The 17,044-nt window shown below is 67.7% G+C and carries 14 protein-coding genes; 2 read left to right on the forward strand and 12 right to left on the reverse strand.

From position 1 onward, the window contains the following. Window positions 1–12 precede the first annotated feature (12 nt). The gene (locus ACSQ4M_RS16300; RefSeq protein WP_436190490.1) at window positions 13–609 is read left to right on the forward strand and encodes an MFS transporter; all 597 of its coding nucleotides are present in this window, start codon (window positions 13–15) and stop codon (window positions 607–609) included. Between the two features lie 24 nt (window positions 610–633). After that, complete coding sequence (gene lpdA / locus ACSQ4M_RS16305; RefSeq protein WP_436190491.1) at window positions 634–2,451, forward strand: dihydrolipoyl dehydrogenase; 1,818 nt, start codon at window positions 634–636, stop codon at window positions 2,449–2,451. 45 nt (window positions 2,452–2,496) lie between these two features. Here lpdA and ACSQ4M_RS16310 read toward each other — a convergent pair whose 3' ends face one another. The 12 genes from ACSQ4M_RS16310 to mfd all read right to left on the reverse strand — a co-directional run bounded on the left by ACSQ4M_RS16310 (window position 2,497) and on the right by mfd (window position 17,002). Further along, on the reverse strand, window positions 2,497–3,045 hold the full coding sequence (locus ACSQ4M_RS16310) for a DUF1439 domain-containing protein (protein WP_436190492.1): 549 nt from the start codon (window positions 3,043–3,045) through the stop codon (window positions 2,497–2,499). Between the two features lie 68 nt (window positions 3,046–3,113). Beyond that, window positions 3,114–3,863 carry a sulfur oxidation c-type cytochrome SoxA gene (soxA, locus tag ACSQ4M_RS16315; protein WP_436190493.1) on the reverse strand — a complete coding sequence of 250 codons (750 nt, stop codon included), beginning with the start codon at window positions 3,861–3,863 and terminating at the stop codon, window positions 3,114–3,116. Further along, window positions 3,860–4,180, reverse strand: a complete 321-nt coding sequence (soxZ, locus tag ACSQ4M_RS16320; RefSeq protein ID WP_436190494.1) for a thiosulfate oxidation carrier complex protein SoxZ — start codon at window positions 4,178–4,180, stop codon at window positions 3,860–3,862. Before soxZ ends, soxA begins: the two co-directional genes overlap by 4 nt. Window positions 4,181–4,188: 8 nt before the next feature. Then, on the reverse strand, window positions 4,189–4,638 hold the full coding sequence (locus ACSQ4M_RS16325; RefSeq protein WP_436190495.1) for a thiosulfate oxidation carrier protein SoxY: 450 nt from the start codon (window positions 4,636–4,638) through the stop codon (window positions 4,189–4,191). A gap of 4 nt (window positions 4,639–4,642) precedes the next feature. Next, a complete protein-coding gene (gene soxX, locus ACSQ4M_RS16330; RefSeq protein ID WP_436190496.1) occupies window positions 4,643–5,071 on the reverse strand; it encodes a sulfur oxidation c-type cytochrome SoxX in 429 nt (142 codons plus the stop codon). Continuing rightward, window positions 5,071–7,242, reverse strand: a complete 2,172-nt coding sequence (locus ACSQ4M_RS16335; protein WP_436190497.1) for a molybdopterin cofactor-binding domain-containing protein — start codon at window positions 7,240–7,242, stop codon at window positions 5,071–5,073. Before ACSQ4M_RS16335 ends, soxX begins: the two co-directional genes overlap by 1 nt. Continuing rightward, window positions 7,239–7,739 (reverse strand): (2Fe-2S)-binding protein, encoded by a 501-nt coding sequence (locus ACSQ4M_RS16340; RefSeq protein WP_436190498.1) that lies wholly within the window; start codon window positions 7,737–7,739, stop codon window positions 7,239–7,241. Before ACSQ4M_RS16340 ends, ACSQ4M_RS16335 begins: the two co-directional genes overlap by 4 nt. Window positions 7,740–7,831: 92 nt before the next feature. Then, window positions 7,832–9,367 carry a SpoVR family protein gene (locus tag ACSQ4M_RS16345; RefSeq protein WP_436190499.1) on the reverse strand — a complete coding sequence of 512 codons (1,536 nt, stop codon included), beginning with the start codon at window positions 9,365–9,367 and terminating at the stop codon, window positions 7,832–7,834. Between the two features lie 14 nt (window positions 9,368–9,381). Next, window positions 9,382–10,653 carry a YeaH/YhbH family protein gene (locus ACSQ4M_RS16350; RefSeq protein ID WP_436190500.1) on the reverse strand — a complete coding sequence of 424 codons (1,272 nt, stop codon included), beginning with the start codon at window positions 10,651–10,653 and terminating at the stop codon, window positions 9,382–9,384. Between the two features lie 12 nt (window positions 10,654–10,665). Further along, entirely contained in the window at window positions 10,666–12,588 is a 1,923-nt protein-coding gene (locus ACSQ4M_RS16355) for a PrkA family serine protein kinase (protein WP_436190501.1), read from the reverse strand. 200 nt (window positions 12,589–12,788) lie between these two features. Continuing rightward, window positions 12,789–13,502, reverse strand: a complete 714-nt coding sequence (gene serB, locus ACSQ4M_RS16360) for a phosphoserine phosphatase SerB (RefSeq protein WP_436190502.1) — start codon at window positions 13,500–13,502, stop codon at window positions 12,789–12,791. A gap of 23 nt (window positions 13,503–13,525) precedes the next feature. After that, window positions 13,526–17,002, reverse strand: coding sequence for a transcription-repair coupling factor (gene mfd, locus ACSQ4M_RS16365; RefSeq protein ID WP_436190503.1), 3,477 nt, complete (start codon window positions 17,000–17,002; stop codon window positions 13,526–13,528). Window positions 17,003–17,044 lie beyond the last annotated feature (42 nt).

Raw genomic sequence — 17,044 nt, forward strand, 5'->3', positions numbered from 1 at the left:
GCGCCGGCAGGCATGACGACCGTCGTTGTCGTGAAGAAAGCGGGTCAGGTCGCGATCGCGGCCGACACGCTGGTCACCTTCGGCGACACGCGCCTGACGCACCGCTTCGAGGACAACAGCAAGATCTTCCTGCTCGACACGCCGGCCGGCCCCACGTATGTGGGCATGGCCGGCACCGTGGCGCATTTCCCCGTGCTGCGCAAGGCCCTGGCGGGCCTGCCGCGCGAGGAGTTGCGGCTGTCGAGCAAGGACGAGGTGTTCGAGACCTTCACGCGGCTGCACCCGGTCCTCAAGGAGAAGTTCTTCCTGCAGACCAAGGAAGACGACGGCGACCCCTACGAGTCCAGCCAGTTCAGCGTGCTGCTGGCCAACGCCAGCGGCATCTACGGGCTGTACAGCTACCGCGAGGTCTTCGAGTTCAAGGAGTTCTGGGGCATTGGCTCGGGTCGCAGCTTCGCGCTCGGGGCCATGCATGCAGCCTCCGGCCACACCAAAACGGCGCGTGAACTCGCGCTGATCGGTGTGCAGACCGGCTGCGAATTCGACAAGAACTCGGCCGGCCCGGTCGAGGTCTTCACGGTCAAGATGAAGAAATCAGCCGCCGCCTGAGCGCGCGGCATTGGAGAGAGATTCATGGCAAGCATCGACATCAAGGTTCCGGACATCGGCGACTTCAGCGAAGTGGCCGTCATCGAACTGCTGGTCAAGGTGGGCGACTCCATCAAGCCCGAGCAGTCGCTGATCACGGTGGAGAGCGACAAGGCCTCCATGGAGATTCCGTCAAGCCACGGCGGCAAGGTCACCGCGCTCAAGGTGGCCGTGGGTGACAAGGTCGCCGAAGGCTCGGTCGTGCTGACGCTGGAGGCCGAGGGCGAGGCCGCAGCGCCCGCGCCAGCACCTGCTGCCGCACCGGCGGCGGCCGCGCCCGCCCCGGCTCCGACCGCTGCCCCCACGCCCGCGCCGCAGGCGGCCGGCAGCTTCAAGGGAACGGCCGACCTGGAATGCGACGTCCTGGTGCTGGGCGCCGGCCCCGGCGGCTACTCGGCCGCCTTCCGGGCCGCCGACCTGGGCCTCAAGACCGTGCTGGTCGAGCGTTATGCGACCCTGGGCGGCGTGTGCCTGAACGTTGGATGCATTCCCTCCAAGGCGCTGCTGCATGTGGCCGCCGTGATGGACGAGGTCAAGCACTTCGCCGACCTCGGCGTGGAGTTCGCGCCGCCCAAGGTCGACCGTGCCAAGCTGCTCGCGCACAAGAACAAGGTGGTGGGCAAGCTCACGGGCGGCCTGACGGCCATGGCCAAGATGCGCAAGGTGACCACCGTGCGCGGCGTCGGCACCTTCCTCGATGCCTTCCACCTGGAAGTGGACGAGACCTCCGGCACCAGCTGGGACACCACCGGCAAGAAGCAGGTCATCAGGTTCCGCAACTGCATCATCGCGGCCGGCTCGCAGTCGGTCAGCCTGCCCTTCATGCCCAAGGACGACCCGCGCGTGGTCGACTCCACCGGCGCGCTGGCCATGGGCACGGATCCCAAGCGCATGCTGGTGCTGGGCGGCGGCATCATCGGCCTGGAAATGGGCACGGTGTACTCCACGCTGGGCGCGCGGCTCGATGTTGTGGAGATGCTCGACGGCCTGATGCAGGGCGCCGACCGCGACCTCGTCAAGGTCTGGCAGAAGATGAACGCGCCGCGCTTCGACAACATCATGACCTCCACCAAGACCGTGGGGGCCGAGGCAACCAAGGACGGCATCAAGGTGACGTTCGAAGGTGCCAACGCACCCAAGGAGCCGCAGCTCTACGACCTGGTGCTGCAGGCCGTGGGCCGCAGCCCCAACGGCAAGAAGATCGGCGCCGAGAAGGCCGGCGTGGCGGTCAGTGACCGCGGCTTCATCCCGGTCGACATCCAGATGCGCACCAACGTGCCGCACATCTTCGCCATCGGCGACATCGTGGGCCAGCCCATGCTGGCGCACAAGGCGGTGCACGAGGCCCATGTGGCGGCCGAGGTGATCGCCGGCGAGCAGAAGGGCGACAAGGAACTGGCGAGCGCCGCCTTCAATGCCCGCGTGATCCCCAGCGTCGCCTACACCGATCCCGAGGTGGCCTGGGTTGGCCTCACGGAAGACCAGGCCAAGGCCGAGGGCATCAAGGTCAAGAAGGGCCACTTCCCGTGGTCGGCCTCCGGCCGCGCGATTGCCAACGGCCGCGACGAAGGCTTCACCAAGCTGCTGTTCGACGCCGAGACGCACCGCATCCTGGGCGGCGGCATCGTCGGCACGCACGCGGGCGACATGATCGGCGAGGTGGCGCTGGCCATCGAGATGGGTGCCGACGAGATCGACATCGGCAAGACCATCCATCCGCACCCCACGCTGGGCGAGAGCATCGGCATGGCGGCCGAGGTGGCGCACGGCACGTGCACGGACTTGCCACCTGCCAGGAAGTAGGGCGCTGTCGCGCATCGAACCGGGGCCGCCGCGTGCGGCCCTTTTTCAGTCCAGCTGGATCTTGATGCCATCCTCCAGCGCCGTGATCGCGCCGACCTCGTAGGTCTTCAGCCCCATCGTCATCTCTTGCTGGGTGAAGCGGCGCAGCACTTGGTCCTGCAGCAGTTCCTGCGCGACCACAGCGCCGATGCGGCGCAGCCGTTCGGCATCGCCGCCGGCCAGGCCTTGCAGTTCCAGGTTTTCCACGCTGGGCCGGTCCAGCCGCAGCGCGCGCGCGGCCGCGTCCCAGCGCAGCGCGCTGCTCATGGCCACGGTGCCGCCGACCTGGCCGTCCCGCAGCCAGGGGCTGGCGATGCTCAGCGCTGCGGTGACACCAGTGCGCTGGGCCTGCGCGTTGAGGCCCAGGCGCGGGTCCTGCAGGCGCACGCGAAAGATTTCGGCATAGCGTTGTTCCAGCGGGAACTGCTTCTCCAAGAGTGCCTGCAACTCGGCATGGCTTGCCGTGTACTCGCCCGTGAAGAAGTTGAAGCCCGCATGGCCGATGGCCGGGAGCGTGGCGAGGGCGAACAGGCAATGGCGGCGAGACAAGGACATGGCAGGCTATTGTGGTCGGTGGGCTGCGTGGTCCCAGTAAAAGCACCGTTCGATGCGCGGCTTCCTCGTCAGGGCCGCACGGCCGGCGTCTCCAGCGGCAGGCCGCGCGCACGCTGGGCCAGGTAGAGCTCCAGTTCCACCAGTTCGGCCGCGCCGAACAGGGGAGCCTGGGCACGCACGCCCGTCATGCAGTTGCGCAGCCGGCGCTGCAGCGAGCCCATGCCCTGCCATTCGAGCCGGTAGAGCGGATAGCCCGTGGCCTGGCCCTGGGTGACGGGATTGCCGGCCAGCTTGCGGTCCCAGGCGCCGTCATGGCATTGGGCACAGGACATGTGGAGCTGGCCGATGCGGCGCACGTAAGCGGCCTGGCCGCGCGCCGTGAATGGAGCCAGCCGCGGGTCGTCCGGAGGCGCGACGGGCAGGCCGCGCGACTGCTGCGCGACATAGGTCTCCAGGCTCAGCAGCGGCTCGCTTTCGGGTGCCCAGGGCGCGGCCTGCTGGTGCCGCACCCGGCACTGCAGGATGCGCTGCGACAGGTTGAGCGGGCCCTGGCTGGCGCTGTCGAAGGCCGGGTAGCGTGCGGCCACACCACGCATGGACTGGCTGGCATCGCCATGGCAGGCCATGCAGCTGCGCTGGGCACGGCCCTCGGGCTTTTGCCAGAGCGCCTGGCCTTCGTGCAACCAGAGCATGGCCGGGTTCTGGCTGTCGTCGCGCTGCATGGCCTGGGTGGCCGGGCCCATGAAGTCCAGGCCCGAGCGCACCTGCTGCGCGCCGGCGGATGCGCACACCAGCGCCAGCGCGAGCCAGGCCCTCATTCGACGCGCACGGCGACCGTCTCGGTCTGCGAGAAGCCCTTGTCGCCCTCCCAGGTGATGCGCAACTCGCCGCTGCGCTCGGCGCGTACCTGGAAGGCCAGGTAGGGGTTGGCCGCGATGGCGGGGTACAGGTCGGTGCTGAAGACCAGCGCGCCGTCCAGCGTGCACTGCAGGCGCGTGAGGATGTCGCGCGGCAGCACGCGGCCGTTCTCGTCGGGCCGGTAGCCGGTCTCCATCGGGTGGGCGATGGTGGTGCGCACCTCGAAGGGCTCGCCGCGGCGCACGTTGGGCGGGACATGGATCAGGGTACGGGCCATGCGGATTCCTATTCGATGCAGGCGGCCAGCGTGACCACCACGTCCACGGTGTGCGAGAAGGCCGAGCCGTCTTCCAGCAGGGCCACCGCCACGAGCTTCTGCGAGGTGGCCAGCCGGATGCGCGTGGCGGCCCAGGCCCGGCCCGCCGCCGGGCCGAAGCGAAAGCACGCCACGTCGCGCTGCGGGTTGCGTTCGTTGAACAGGGCCAGGCTGCGCAGCTGCAGCAGCGCGATGCCTTCGTCGACCGACAGCGTGACCGGCACGGCGTTGCCGTTCTCCACGAGCGTGGAGATGTCCAGCCGCACGCGGCCGGGCTCGGGTGTGCGGCCGCCGGTGAAGGTGGCGATGGCGGCCGCCAGGTCGCCCGTGGCGGCCGTGCCCGGCCGCACGACCAGGCTGGCGGCCAGGCCTGTGCCCAGCGCCAGGGCGTGGCGGCGTTGCGGGTCGAAAACGGTCAAGACATCACTCCTTGAGGCTGGACAGGTAGGCCACTACGTCCTCGATCTGCTGCGCGTCCAGCAGTGGCTTGCCGCGCCAGGCCGCGCCCACCTGGTGAAGGCCCTCGGTGCGGTGGTAGGCCGGCATGATGGTGCCGGGCACCAGGCGCTGCGGCTCCACCAGCCGCAGCCGCAGCTGCCCAGGGCTCCAGCGTGTGCCGGCTCCCGCCAGGTTCGGCGCCAGGTCGCCCTGGAAGCGCTCCTCCGGGATCGGCGCGCCATGGCACAGCAGGCACAGGCCCAGCTGCCGGTTGGCCACGATGGCGCGGCCGCGCGCTGCATCGCCGGTCAGGCCTGCGAGCGGCGCCGCGATGGCATCGCCTTCGATGGCGTAGGGCGCCAGCGGCTGGGCGACCGCCGCGCCCGCCAGCAGCAGCGGCAGCAGCCCGCGCATCAGGCCTTCTTGAGATCGTGGTTCTTGAGCGGCAGCGTGCGGATGCGCTTGCCCGTGGCCGCGAAGATGGCGTTGAGCACGGCCGGCGCTGCGACTGCGATGGTCGGCTCGCCGACCCCACCCCAGAAGCCGCCCGAGGGCACGATCACGGTCTCCACGGCCGGCATCTCGTCCATCTTCAGCACCGGGTAGGTGGCGAAGTTGTCCTGCTCGATGCGGCCGTCCTTGACCGTGCACTCGCCGTACAGCGCGGCCGAGAGGCCGTAGGCGAACGAGCCCTCGACCTGGGCCTCGATCTGTTGTGGGTTGACGGCATAGCCCGGATCGGTGGCCGCGACGATGCGGTGGATCCTGAGCTTGCCATCGTCGCTCACAGACACCTCGGCACAGGCCGCCACGTAGCTGCCAAAGCCCATGGTCTGCGCCAGGCCGCGGAAGCGGCCTGCCGGCGCCGGCTTGTCCCAGCCCACACGCTCGGCCACGGCGTTGAGCACCGCGAGATGCTTGGGATGTTGGGCCATGAGCTTGCGCCGCAGCGCCAGCGGATCCTGCTTCGTCGCGTGCGCGATCTCGTCGATGAAGGACTCCAGGTAGATCGCGTTCTGATTCAGGTTCACGCCGCGCCAAAAGCCCGGCGGCACATGTGGGTTGCGCATGGCGTGGTCGACCAGCAGGTGCGGCACGCTGTAGCCGATGGAGGCCTCGGGCCCTGGCGCGTTGAGGCCCTGGAACACCACCGGGTCGCGTCCGTCCTTGATGTTCTGCGGGAACACGCCCGCAAGGATGGACTGGCCCGAGATGCGCATGTGCAGCGCCTGTAACTCGCCCCGGGCATCGAGGCCGGCCACCATGCGGCACTGCGTGATGGGGTGGTACAGGCCATGCTGCATGTCCTCTTCGCGCGACCAGATCATCTTGATCGGCACGCCAGGCATCTGCTTGGCGATGGCCACCGACTGGCGCACCCAGTCGTGCACGGCGCCGCGGCGGCCGAAACCGCCCCCCAGATGGATCTTGTAGACCTCGCATTGCGCGGGCGGCAGGCCGGCGGCTTCGGCGGCTGCTGCCAGTGCGGCTTCGCCGTTCTGCGTGGGCGTCCAGACCTCGCAGCGCTCGGGTGTCCAGCGCGCCGTCGCGTTCATGGTCTCCATGGTCGCGTGGTTCTGGTGCGGGTAGCTGTAGGTGGCCTCGATGCGGCGCGCGGCACCGGCCAGCGCGGCCTTGGCGTCGCCGTTGCTGTTGCCCACCACGGCCTGCTCGGCTGCGAGCCCGGCCCGCAAGACCTCGGCGAAAGCTGCGCTGGAGGCTTGCGCGTGCTGGCCGAAGTCCCACTCGACGGGCAGGGCGTCCAGTGCGGTCTTGGCGCGCCACCAGGTGTCGGCCACGACGGCGACGGCGTTGTCGCCCACGCGCACGATCTTCTTCACACCGCGCCGCTTCTCCACGGCCGCCGCATCAAAGGACTTGAGCGTGCCGCCGAACACGGGGCAGGCCTTGATCGCGGCGTTCAGCATGCCGGGCATCTGCAGGTCCATGCCGTAGACCTGCTTGCCCGTGACCTTCTCGACCGTGTCCAGCCGCGCCAGCCGTTTGCCGATGAGCTGCCAGTCCTTGGGGTCCTTGAGCGGCACGTCGGCCGGCGGCTTGAGCTTGCCGGCGGCAGCGGCCACCTTGCCGTAGGTGGTGGTGCGGCCCGAGGGCTGGTGCGTGATCACGCTCCTGGCCGCGCGGCATTCGGCCGCCGGCACCTTCCAGCCGTCGGCCGCCGCCTGCACCAGCATCACACGCGCGGTGGCACCGCCCTTGCGCACGTAGTCGTGCGACTCGCGGATGCCGCGGCTGCCGCCCGTGGAGAAGTTGCCCCAGGCGCGCTGGCGCGCGAGGTTCTGGCCCGGCGTGGGGTATTCGGTCGTGACCTTGGCCCAGTCGCAGTCCAGCTCGTCGGCGACCAGTTGCGCCAGGCCCGTCAGCGTGCCCTGGCCCATCTCGGAGCGCGCGATGCGCACGACCACGGTGTCGTCGGGCTTCACGACGACCCAGGCGTTGACCTCGTCGGGCAGCGGTGTCTGCGCCAGGCTCTTGCGCGGGATGTGGAAGCCCACGACCAGTGCGCCGGCCGTGGCGGCGGTGCCGCCGATGAAGCGTCGGCGGGTGGGAGTGGCGATGCTCATGTCACGCTCCCGTCCACATGCTGGATCGACAGGCCGGCCGACTTGGTGCTGCCCTGGGCCACGGCCTTGATCGCCGCGCGCACCCGGTTGTAGGTGCCGCAGCGGCAGATGTTGGTGATGGCCTCGTCGATGTCCTGGTCGCTGGGATTGGGCTTGGCCTTGAGCAAGGCGCTGGCCGCCATCACCATGCCGCACTGGCAGAAGCCGCACTGCGGCACGTCCAGCGCCACCCATGCCTTTTGCACCGGATGGGAGCCATCGGGCGACAGGCCCTCGATGGTGACGATCTTCTCGGTCGGTTCGATGGTGGAGACAGGTCGCACGCAGCTGCGTGTGGGCACGCCGTCCAGGTGCACGGTGCAGGCGCCGCAGGCCGCGATGCCGCAGCCGTACTTGGTGCCGGTCAGGCCGAGCTGCTCGCGCAGCACCCACAGGAGAGGCGTGTCGTCCTCGACATCGACCTCGCGTTGCAGTCCGTTCACGTTCAATCGTCGCATCGGGGCTCCTGGCTGTTGGCTGAGAACTGCAAGTAGACGAGGGCGCGCGGCCGTAGTTCCACGGAACCGGCCGGACGGGGCAGCGCGCGGCTTCAGGCCGGGTCGGAGGCGCGTCTGCGGCGGTCCTGGCGGTGCTCGGCCACGGGCTCGACGGAGCCGTCGGCGTTCTGGCGTTCGAGCCGCACGTTGAAGCCCCACAGCGTGCCCAGGTGCGACAGCATGGTCGCAGCCGAATCTCCGAGCGGGCGGCGCTGGTGCGCGAAGTGGCGCAAGGTGAGCGAGCGGTCGCCGCGCAGGTCCACGTTCCAGACCTGGATGTTGGGCTCGCGGCTGCCCAGGTCGTACTGCTCGGCCAGCTGGCGGCGCAGCGCACGGTAGCCGGTCTCGTCGTGGATGGCCTGGATTTCCAGCTTGCTGCGGCTGTCGTCGTCCAGCACCGAGAAGAAGCGGAAGTCGCGCATGACCTTGGGCGACAGGAACTGCGCGACGAAGCTCTCGTCCTTGAAGTTCTGCATCGCGAAGTCGAAGGTCTTGCGCCAGTCCGAGCCTGCGAAGTCGGGGAACCAGGCACGGTCTTCGTCGGTCGGCTCCTCGCAGATGCGGCGGATGTCGCGCCACATCGCAAAGCCCAGCGCGTACACGTTGATGCCCGAGAAGTGCTGGCTGTTGTAGGGAGGCTGGTAGACCACGTTGGTGTGGGACTGCAGGAACTCCATCATGAAGCCGTCCGACAACTGACCTTGGTCGTACAGCGTGTTCAGGATGGTGTAGTGCCAGTAGGTGGCCCAGCCCTCGTTCATGACCTGGGTCTGGCGCTGCGGGTAGAAGTACTGGCCGATCTTGCGCACGATGCGCACCACCTCGCGCTGCCAGGGCTCCAAGAGCGGCGCGTGCTTCTCGATGAAGTACAGCAGGTTCTCTTCAGGCTCCTTGGGGAAGCGCTCCTCCTTGGCCTGCTGCTCGGCCTCGTGCCGCGGCGGCAGCGTGCGCCACAGGTCGTTGACCTGGGCCTGCAGGTATTCCTCGCGCTCCTTCTGGCGCAGGGTTTCCTTCTCCAGCGACAGGCGCGGCGAACGCTTGTAGCGGTCCACGCCCACATTGGTCAGCGCGTGGCAGGCGTCCACCAGCCGTTCCACCGCCTCCACGCCATGGCGCTCCTCGCACTGCGCGATGTAGTTCTTGGCGAACACCAGGTAGTCGACGATGGCGTCGGCACTGGTCCACTGGCGGAACAGGTGGTTGCCCTTGAAGAAGGAGTTGTGGCCGTAGGCCGCGTGGGCGATCACGAGTGCCTGCATGGGCAGCGTGTTCTCGTCCATCAGGTAGGCGATGCAGGGGTTGGAATTGATGACGATCTCGTACGCCAGACCCATCTGCCCGCGCTTGTAGCGGTTCTCGGTGGCCAGGAAGTGCTTGCCGAACGACCAGTGGTGGTAGTAGACCGGCATGCCGATGGAGGCATAGGCGTCCATCATCTGCTCGGCGCTGATGACCTCGATCTGGTGCGGATAGCAGTCCAGCCCGTAGTCGCGCGCTACACGCGCGATGGCTTCGTCGTACTCCTCGATCGCCTCGAAGGTCCACTCCGAGCCGGCGGGAAGGGGTTTGAACTGGGCCTTGGTGAGCATGGGTCTCCCTGGGGTCAGGCTCTGCGTTTGAACAGTTCGCGGAACACCGGATAGATGTCGGCCAGGTTGGCGATGCGCTGCATCGCGAAGCGGCCGGCATGGGCCTCCTGCAGCTTGAGATACTCCTCCCAGAGGTTCTGCGGCGGCCCGTCGGTGATCTCGATGTAGGCGAAGTACTGCGTGAGTTCGAGGATCTGGTTGCCCAGGATCTCGCGGCAGCGCGGCGAGTCGTCGTGCCAGTTGTCGCCGTCCGAGGCCTGGGCGCCGTAGATGTTCCACAGGCTGCTGGGGTAGCGCGCCGTGATGATCTCGTGCATGAGCGTGAGCGCGCTCGAGACCACCGTGCCGCCGGACTCGCGCGAGGTGAAGAAATCCTCCTCGCTGACCTCGCTGGCCACCGTGTGGTGGCGGATGAAGACCACCTCGATGTGCTCGTAGTTCCGGTTCAGGAACAGGTACAGCAGCATGAAGAAGCGCTTGGCCACGTTCTTGCGGCCTTCGTCCATGGAGCCCGAGACGTCGAGCAGGCAGAACATCACGGCCTGCGTGGACGGCTTGGGCGTCTTCACGCGGTTGTTGTAGCGCAGATCGAAGGTGTCGACGAAGGGGATCTGGTCGATCTTGGCGCGCAGCTTGGTGATCTCCTTGCGCACGCGCTCGACCTCGGGATCGTCTTCGGGCAGCTTCTCGCGCAGCTCGGCCAGTTCCTTCTCGAGCGCACGCAGCTGGCTCAGGTACGGCCCGCCGATGGCCACGCGCCGGCCGGCCGCACCGCGCATGGTGCGCGTGAGGTTCACGTTGGTCGGCACGCCGGTCTGCACGAAACCGGCGCGCGTGCGCTTGAACTGCTCGATCTGGGCCAGCTGCTGCTTGACCAGGTTGGGCAGGGCCATCTCGTCGAAGAAGATGTCCAGAAACTCGTCCTTGGTCAGCGTGAAGACGAACTCGTCGAGTCCTTCGCCCTCGTTGCTGGCCTGGCCCTTGCCGCTGCCACTGCCGCCGCCACCCTTGGGCCGGTCGACCTGGTCGCCCGCGTTGAAGCGGTCGTTGCCTGGCCGCACCGCGTCCCAGACACCGCCGCGCCCGTGCTCGAACTGGGGTTCGTCGATGTCCTTGCCGGGGATGCCGATCTTCTCGCCTTCGTCCAGATCCTTAAGGCCGCGCTTGTTGATCGCGTCGGACACGGCCTTGCGGATCTGGCCCTTGAAGCGTCGGATGAAGCGGCTGCGGTTGACCGAACTCTTGTTCTTGCTGTCGTTACGCCGGTCGACGATGCGCACGGTCATCTAAGGCCTTTCTCACGAGGACTTGCGTACGCGCAGATACCACTCGCAGAGCAGGCGGACCTGCTTTTCGGTATAGCCCTTGGTGATCATGCGGTTCACGAAGTCGGCGTGCTTCTTCTGCTCCTCGCCGCTGGCCTTGGCGTTGAACGAGATCACGGGCAGCAGTTCCTCGGTGTTCGAGAACATCTTCTTCTCGATCACGGCGCGCAGCTTCTCGTACGAGGTCCAGGCCGGGTTCTTGCCGTCCTGCCGCGCGCGGGCCCGCAGCACGAAGTTGACGACCTCGTTGCGGAAGTCCTTGGGGTTGGAGATGCCGGCCGGCTTCTCGATCTTCTCGAGCTCGTCGTTGAGCGCGCCGCGGTCCAGGATCTCGCCCGTGTTCGGGTCGCGGTATTCCTGGTCCTGGATCCAGAAGTCGGCATAGACCACGTAGCGGTCGAAGATGTTCTGGCCGTACTCGGAGTAGCTCTCAAGATACGAGGTCTGGATCTCCTTGCCGATGAACTCGGCATAGCGCGGCGACAGGAACTCCTTGATGTAGCGCAGGTACTTCTCGCCGACCTCGGGCTGGAACTGCTCCTGCTCGATCTGCTGCTCCAGCACATACATCAGGTGCACGGGGTTGGCCGCCACCTCGCGGTGGTCGAAGTTGAACACGCGCGACAGGATCTTGAACGCGAAGCGCGTGGACAGGCCCGTCATGCCTTCGTCGACGCCGGCGAAGTCGCGGTACTCCTGGAAACTCTTGGCGCGCGGGTCGGTGTCCTTGAGGTTCTCGCCGTCGTAGACGCGCATCTTGGAGAAGATGGACGAGTTCTCGGGCTCCTTCAGGCGCGACAGCACCGAGAACTGCGCCAGCATGCGCAGCGTGTCGGGCGCGCAGGGCGCATTGCCGAGCGAGGAGTTGACGACCAGCTTCTCGTAGATCTTGATCTCGTCGGCCACGCGCAGGCAGTAGGGCACCTTGACGATGTAGATGCGGTCGAGGAAGGCCTCGTTGTTGCGGTTGTTGCGGAAGGCCTGCCACTCGGCCTCGTTCGAGTGGGCCAGGATCAGGCCATCGAACGGGATCGCGCCGAAGCCCTCCGTGCCCTTGTAGTTGCCTTCCTGCGTGGCCGTCAGCAGCGGGTGCAGCACCTTGATCGGCGCCTTGAACATTTCCACGAACTCGAGCACGCCGCGGTTGGACAGGCACAGGCCGCCGGAGTAGGAATAGGCGTCCGGGTCGTCCTGCGAATAGGTCTCGAGCTTGCGGATGTCGATCTTGCCGACCAGGGCCGAGATGTCCTGGTTGTTCTCGTCGCCGGGCTCGGTCTTGGAGACGGCGATCTGCTTGAGCACCGAGGGCCGGATCTTGACCACGCGGAACTTGGTGATGTCGCCGCCGAACTCCTGCAGGCGTTTGACGGCCCAGGGGCTCATGATGGTGGACAGGTAGCGGCGCGGGATGCCGTAGTCGCCTTCGAGGATGCCGGCGTCCTCGTTCGCATCGAACAGGCCCAGCGGCGACTCGTGCACGGGCGAGCCCTTGATCGCGTAGAACGGCACCTTCTCGATCAGGTACTTGAGCCGCTCGGCGAGGGACGACTTGCCGCCGCCCACCGGGCCCAGCAGATACAGCACCTGCTTCTTTTCTTCCAGGCCCTGGGCCGCGTGGCGGAAGTACGAGACGATGCTCTCGATCACCTCTTCCATGCCGTACAGGTCGCGGAAGGCCGGGTACACGCGGATCATCTTGTTGGCGAAGATGCGCGACATGCGGGGGTCGGAACGCGTGTCCACCAGCTCCGATTCGCCGATCGCCAGCAGCATGCGCTCGGCAACGCTCGCATACGCGGTCGGATCGCGCTTGCACAACTCCAGGTACTCCTGGACCGACATTTCCTCTTCCTGCGCGGCTTCGAATCGGTCCTGGTAACGGGCAAAGATCGACATCGTTTCTCCTGTTGATTGGGATCGGCTGTCAACGCTTTGGGTGGCGTTTGTTCGAGAAGGTTCAAACCATCATAGTCCTTCCCCGCCAGGCCCAAGCAACAAATATGCAAGGTGTTGCGGGGCATCCAAAAGCCTTTGCGCGCCCCTGCGCGCGAGGCTGCAGAATGACCCTCCCGCGTCTTGCGGGCGGGCGTTGTGGCTCACCGGCGCAGCAGTTCGAGCAGACGGTCCAGGCCGCCGCTCTCGATGGACACCATGGCCTGCTCGCGCACCTTGGGCTTGGCGTGGTAGGCCACCGACAGGCCGGCCTCGCCCATCATCGGCAGGTCGTTGGCGCCGTCGCCCACTGCGATGCATTGCGCTGGCGCGGCGCCCAACAGCGAGGCCACTTCCAGCAAGGTGCGGCGCTTCTCGGCGCCGTCGCAGATGTCGCCCCAGGCCTGCGGCACCACGCGGCCGGTCAGCACACCGTCGGCTTCATCGAGCAGGTTGGAGCGCGCGAAGTCGATGCCCAGCCGGTCGCGCACGCGGTTGGCGAAGAAGGTAAAGCCGCCCGAGACCAGCAGCACCTTGAGGCCGGCGGCCTTGCAGGCGGCCACGAGTTCGCTGGCACCCGGGTTCAGGCGCAGGCGCTCGTCGTAGACCTGTTGCAGCGCGGCCACCGGCACGCCTTGCAGCAGTGCCACGCGGCGCGTGAGACTTTCCTTGAAGTCCCGGATCTCACCGCGCATGGTGGCCTCGGTGATGGCCGCGACCTCGGCCTTCTTGCCGACCGCGTCGGCGATCTCGTCGATGCACTCGATGTTGATCAGCGTGGAGTCCATGTCGAACGCGATGAGCTTGAAGTCGGACAGCGCGAGCGGGGGCGTGAAGCCACGGACCACGAGACCGGGCGCGAAGGTGGAAGCAGTCATGACAGGGTTTCGTTGGAAGTGATTCAGGCGGGTTGCGCCACGGGCTTGCCCAGGTGGCGCAGCACGTCGCGCACCATCTGGGCGCGGTCCTTGGGTTCGGGCAGTTCGCGTTCGATGCGCAGCTTCTCGTTGCCCACGAGCTTGATGTGCTTGTTCTTCTGGATCAGCTCGATGATGCGCATGGGCTCGATCGGCGCGTCGGGCTTGAAGGTGATGTGGATCACGCCGGGCGCGGCATCGACCTTGACCACGCCATAGGGCCGCGCCAGCACGCGCAGCCGGTGTACGTCGATCAGTGTCTGGGCCTGGGTCGGCAGCTTGCCGAAGCGGTCGACGATCTCTTCCAGCAGGATGTCGACCTGGTCGGCGGTCTTGGCCGTGGCCAGCTTCTTGTAGAACGACAGCCGCAGGTGCACATCGCCGCAGTAGTCGTCGGGCAGCAGGGCCGGGGCGTGCAGGTTGATCTCGGTCGTGACCGACAGCGGCGAGAGCAGGTCGGGCTCCTTGCCTTCCTTGAGGCTGCGCACGGCCTCGGACAGCATCTCGTTGTAGAGCTGGAAGCCCACTTCCAGCATGTTGCCGCTCTGGTTCTCGCCCAGCACCTCGCCGGCGCCGCGGATCTCCAGGTCGTGCATGGCGAGGTAGAAGCCGCTGCCCAGTTCCTCCATCTGCTGGATGGCCTCGAGCCGCTGCGATGCCTGCTTGGTCAGGCCCTCAATGTCCGGCACCATGAGGTAGGCATAGGCTTGGTGGTGGCTGCGGCCGACGCGGCCACGCAGCTGGTGCAGCTGGGCCAGGCCGAACTTGTCGGCGCGGCTCATGACGATGGTGTTGGCGGTCGGCACGTCGATGCCGGTCTCGATGATGGTCGAGCACAGCAGGAGGTTGGTGCGCTGCGCCGTGAAGTCGCGCATCACGGCTTCGAGCTGGCGCTCGGGCATCTGGCCGTGGGCCACGGCGATGCGCGCCTCGGGCAGCAGTTCCTCCAGTTTGGCGCGCCGGTTCTCGATGGTCTCGACCTCGTTGTGCAGGAAGTAGACCTGGCCGCCGCGCTTCAACTCGCGCAGCACGGCCTCGCGGATCACGCCGTTGTTCTCGCTGCGCACGAAGGTCTTGATGGCCAGGCGGCGCTGCGGCGCGGTGGCGATGACCGACAGGTCGCGCAAGCCTTCGAGCGCCATGCCCAGCGTGCGCGGGATCGGCGTGGCCGTCAGCGTGAGCACGTCGACCTCGGCGCGCATGGCCTTCATGGCCTCCTTGTGGCGCACGCCGAAACGGTGCTCCTCGTCGATGATGAGCAGGCCCAGGTTCTTGAACTTGACCGAGGCGCTGAGCAGCTTGTGCGTGCCGACGACGATGTCCACGCTGCCGTCCTCCAGGCCCTTGCCGGCGGCCGTGATCTCCTTGGTCGAGCGGAAGCGGCTCATCTCGGCGATCTTCACGGGCCACTTGGAGAAGCGGTCCACCAGCGTCTGGTAGTGCTGCTCGGCCAGCAGCGTGGTCGGCGCGAGGAAGGCCACCTGCTTGCCGCCCGTCACCGCCACGAAAGCGGCACGCAGAGCGACCTCGGTCTTGCCGAAGCCCACGTCGCCGCAGACCAGGCGGTCCATCGGTTGCGGCGAGATCATGTCCTGGATGACGGCGTGGATGGCGGCCTTCTGGTCGGCCGTCTCCTCGAAGCCGAAGTCGTTGGCGAAGGCCTCGTAGTCCTGCGGCGAGTAGCGGAAGGCATGGCCTTCGCGCGCGGCGCGACGGGCGTAGATGTTGAGCAGCTCGGCGGCGGCGTCGCGCACCTGCTCGGCGGCGCGGCGGCGCGCCTTGTCCCACTGGCCGGAGCCGAGCTTGTGCAGCGGCGCCTCGGCCGCACTGACGCCGGTGTAGCGGCTGATCAGGTGCAGCTGGCTGACGGGCACGTAGAGCGCGGCCTTGTCGGCGTACTCCAGGTGCAGGAACTCGGTGCTGCCCTGGCCCAGGTCCAGGTTCACGAGGCCCAGGTAGCGGCCGATGCCGTGCGCGGCGTGCACGACCGGGTCGCCCACGTTGAGTTCGGCCAGGTCCTTGATCAGCGCTTCGACGTCGCTGACCTGTTCCTGCTTGCGCCGGCGCCGTGCCGTGGGCCCGGCCGCGAACAGCTCGGTTTCGGTGACGAAGTCGATGCCGCCTTCGAGCCAGGCAAAGCCGGCGCCCAGTGCGCCCGTGGCCATGCCCAGCCGTTCGTCGCTGGCCTCGAACTCGGCCAGGCTGTCGAACACCGGGGGCTGCAGCTGGCTGGCGCGCACGAAATCGAGCAGGCTCTCGCGCCGGCCGTCGGATTCGGCCAGCAGCAGCATGCGTTGCTGGGTGTTGCGCAGGTGGCTGCTCAGGCGGGCCAGCGGCTCCTCGGCGCCGCGCACCACGGACATGGGGGGCAGCGCAGCGAACTCGGAGTAGGGCGCGGCCTCGGCTGCATCGGCCTGCGCTGGCCGCAGCGCCAGCTGGCTGTGCGCATTGGCCTGGCTGTAGAACTGTTCGCTCGACAGGAACAGGGCCTCGGGCGGCAGCACCGGCCGGTCGGGGTCGCCGACCAGCAGGCGGTGGCGCTCACGCGTGTCCTGCCAGAAGCGCTGGAACGCGGCCTCCAGGTCGCCGTGCAGCACCACGGTGGCGCCGGCGCCGAGGTAGTCGAAGACGGTGGCCGTCTCCTCGAAGAACAGCGGCAGGTAGTACTCGATGCCGGCCGTGGCCACGCCGTTGCCCATGTCCTTGTAGATGCGGCTGCGCGTGGGGTCGCCCTCCAGCAGCTCGCGCCAGCGGCTGCGAAAGCGCGCGCGGCCGGCGTCGTCCATCGGGAATTCGCGGCCGGGCAGCAGCCGCACCTCGGGCACGGGGTACAGGCTGCGCTGGCTGTCGGGGTCGAAGGTGCGGATCGAGTCGATCTCGTCGTCGAACAGGTCGACGCGGAAGGGCACGGGCGAGCCCATGGGGAAGAGGTCGATCAGCCCGCCGCGCACGGCGTACTCGCCCGGGCTCACCACCTGGGTCACGTGGCTGTAGCCGGCCAGCGTCAGCTGCGACTTGAGGCGTGCCTCGTCCAGCCGCTGTTTGGTCTTGAACTGGAAGGTGGTGCCGGCCAGGAAGCCGGGCGGTGCCACGCGGTACAGCGCGGTGGTGGCGGGCACCAGCACCACGTCGACACCAGCCTCGGGGTCGCCCTGGGCCGCGCCGGCGTACAGCCGCCACAACGTGGCCAGGCGTTCGCTGATCAGGTCCTGGTGGGGCGAGAAGGTGTCGTAGGGCAGCGTCTCCCAGTCCGGGAACAGTGCGCAACGCAGCGTGGGCGCGAAGAAGGGGATTTCCTCGAGCAGGCGCTGGGCGTCGGTGGCATCCGAGGTGACGATGGCGACGACCTTGCGGCCGGCCTTCTCGCGCTCGGCGAGGCGGGCCAGCAGCAGCGCGTCGGCCGAACCGGGCGGACGGGGCAAGATGAAGCGCTTGCCGGGGATGAGCTTGGGAAGATCCATGGGGCGACAGACGGGACGCAAAACGCAAAAGCCCCCCGCCGG

It is taken from the genome of Pseudorhodoferax sp. LjRoot39, assembly GCF_964253035.1.
Taxonomy (GTDB): Bacteria; Pseudomonadota; Gammaproteobacteria; order Burkholderiales; family Burkholderiaceae_C; genus Pseudorhodoferax.

Coding starts and splice junctions, on each gene's coding strand:
- ACSQ4M_RS16350 (WP_436190500.1), bottom strand. CDS start 10,653: ATGACCGTGCGCATCGTCGACCGGCGTAACGACAGCAAGAACAAGAGT.
- soxZ (WP_436190494.1), bottom strand. CDS start 4,180: ATGGCCCGTACCCTGATCCATGTCCCGCCCAACGTGCGCCGCGGCGAG.
- ACSQ4M_RS16340 (WP_436190498.1), bottom strand. CDS start 7,739: ATGCGACGATTGAACGTGAACGGACTGCAACGCGAGGTCGATGTCGAG.
- soxX (WP_436190496.1), bottom strand. CDS start 5,071: ATGCGCGGGCTGCTGCCGCTGCTGCTGGCGGGCGCGGCGGTCGCCCAG.
- soxA (WP_436190493.1), bottom strand. CDS start 3,863: ATGAGGGCCTGGCTCGCGCTGGCGCTGGTGTGCGCATCCGCCGGCGCG.
- mfd (WP_436190503.1), bottom strand. CDS start 17,002: ATGGATCTTCCCAAGCTCATCCCCGGCAAGCGCTTCATCTTGCCCCGT.
- ACSQ4M_RS16335 (WP_436190497.1), bottom strand. CDS start 7,242: ATGAGCATCGCCACTCCCACCCGCCGACGCTTCATCGGCGGCACCGCC.
- serB (WP_436190502.1), bottom strand. CDS start 13,502: ATGACTGCTTCCACCTTCGCGCCCGGTCTCGTGGTCCGTGGCTTCACG.
- ACSQ4M_RS16300 (WP_436190490.1), top strand. CDS start 13: ATGACGACCGTCGTTGTCGTGAAGAAAGCGGGTCAGGTCGCGATCGCG.
- ACSQ4M_RS16310 (WP_436190492.1), bottom strand. CDS start 3,045: ATGTCCTTGTCTCGCCGCCATTGCCTGTTCGCCCTCGCCACGCTCCCG.
- lpdA (WP_436190491.1), top strand. CDS start 634: ATGGCAAGCATCGACATCAAGGTTCCGGACATCGGCGACTTCAGCGAA.
- ACSQ4M_RS16345 (WP_436190499.1), bottom strand. CDS start 9,367: ATGCTCACCAAGGCCCAGTTCAAACCCCTTCCCGCCGGCTCGGAGTGG.
- ACSQ4M_RS16355 (WP_436190501.1), bottom strand. CDS start 12,588: ATGTCGATCTTTGCCCGTTACCAGGACCGATTCGAAGCCGCGCAGGAA.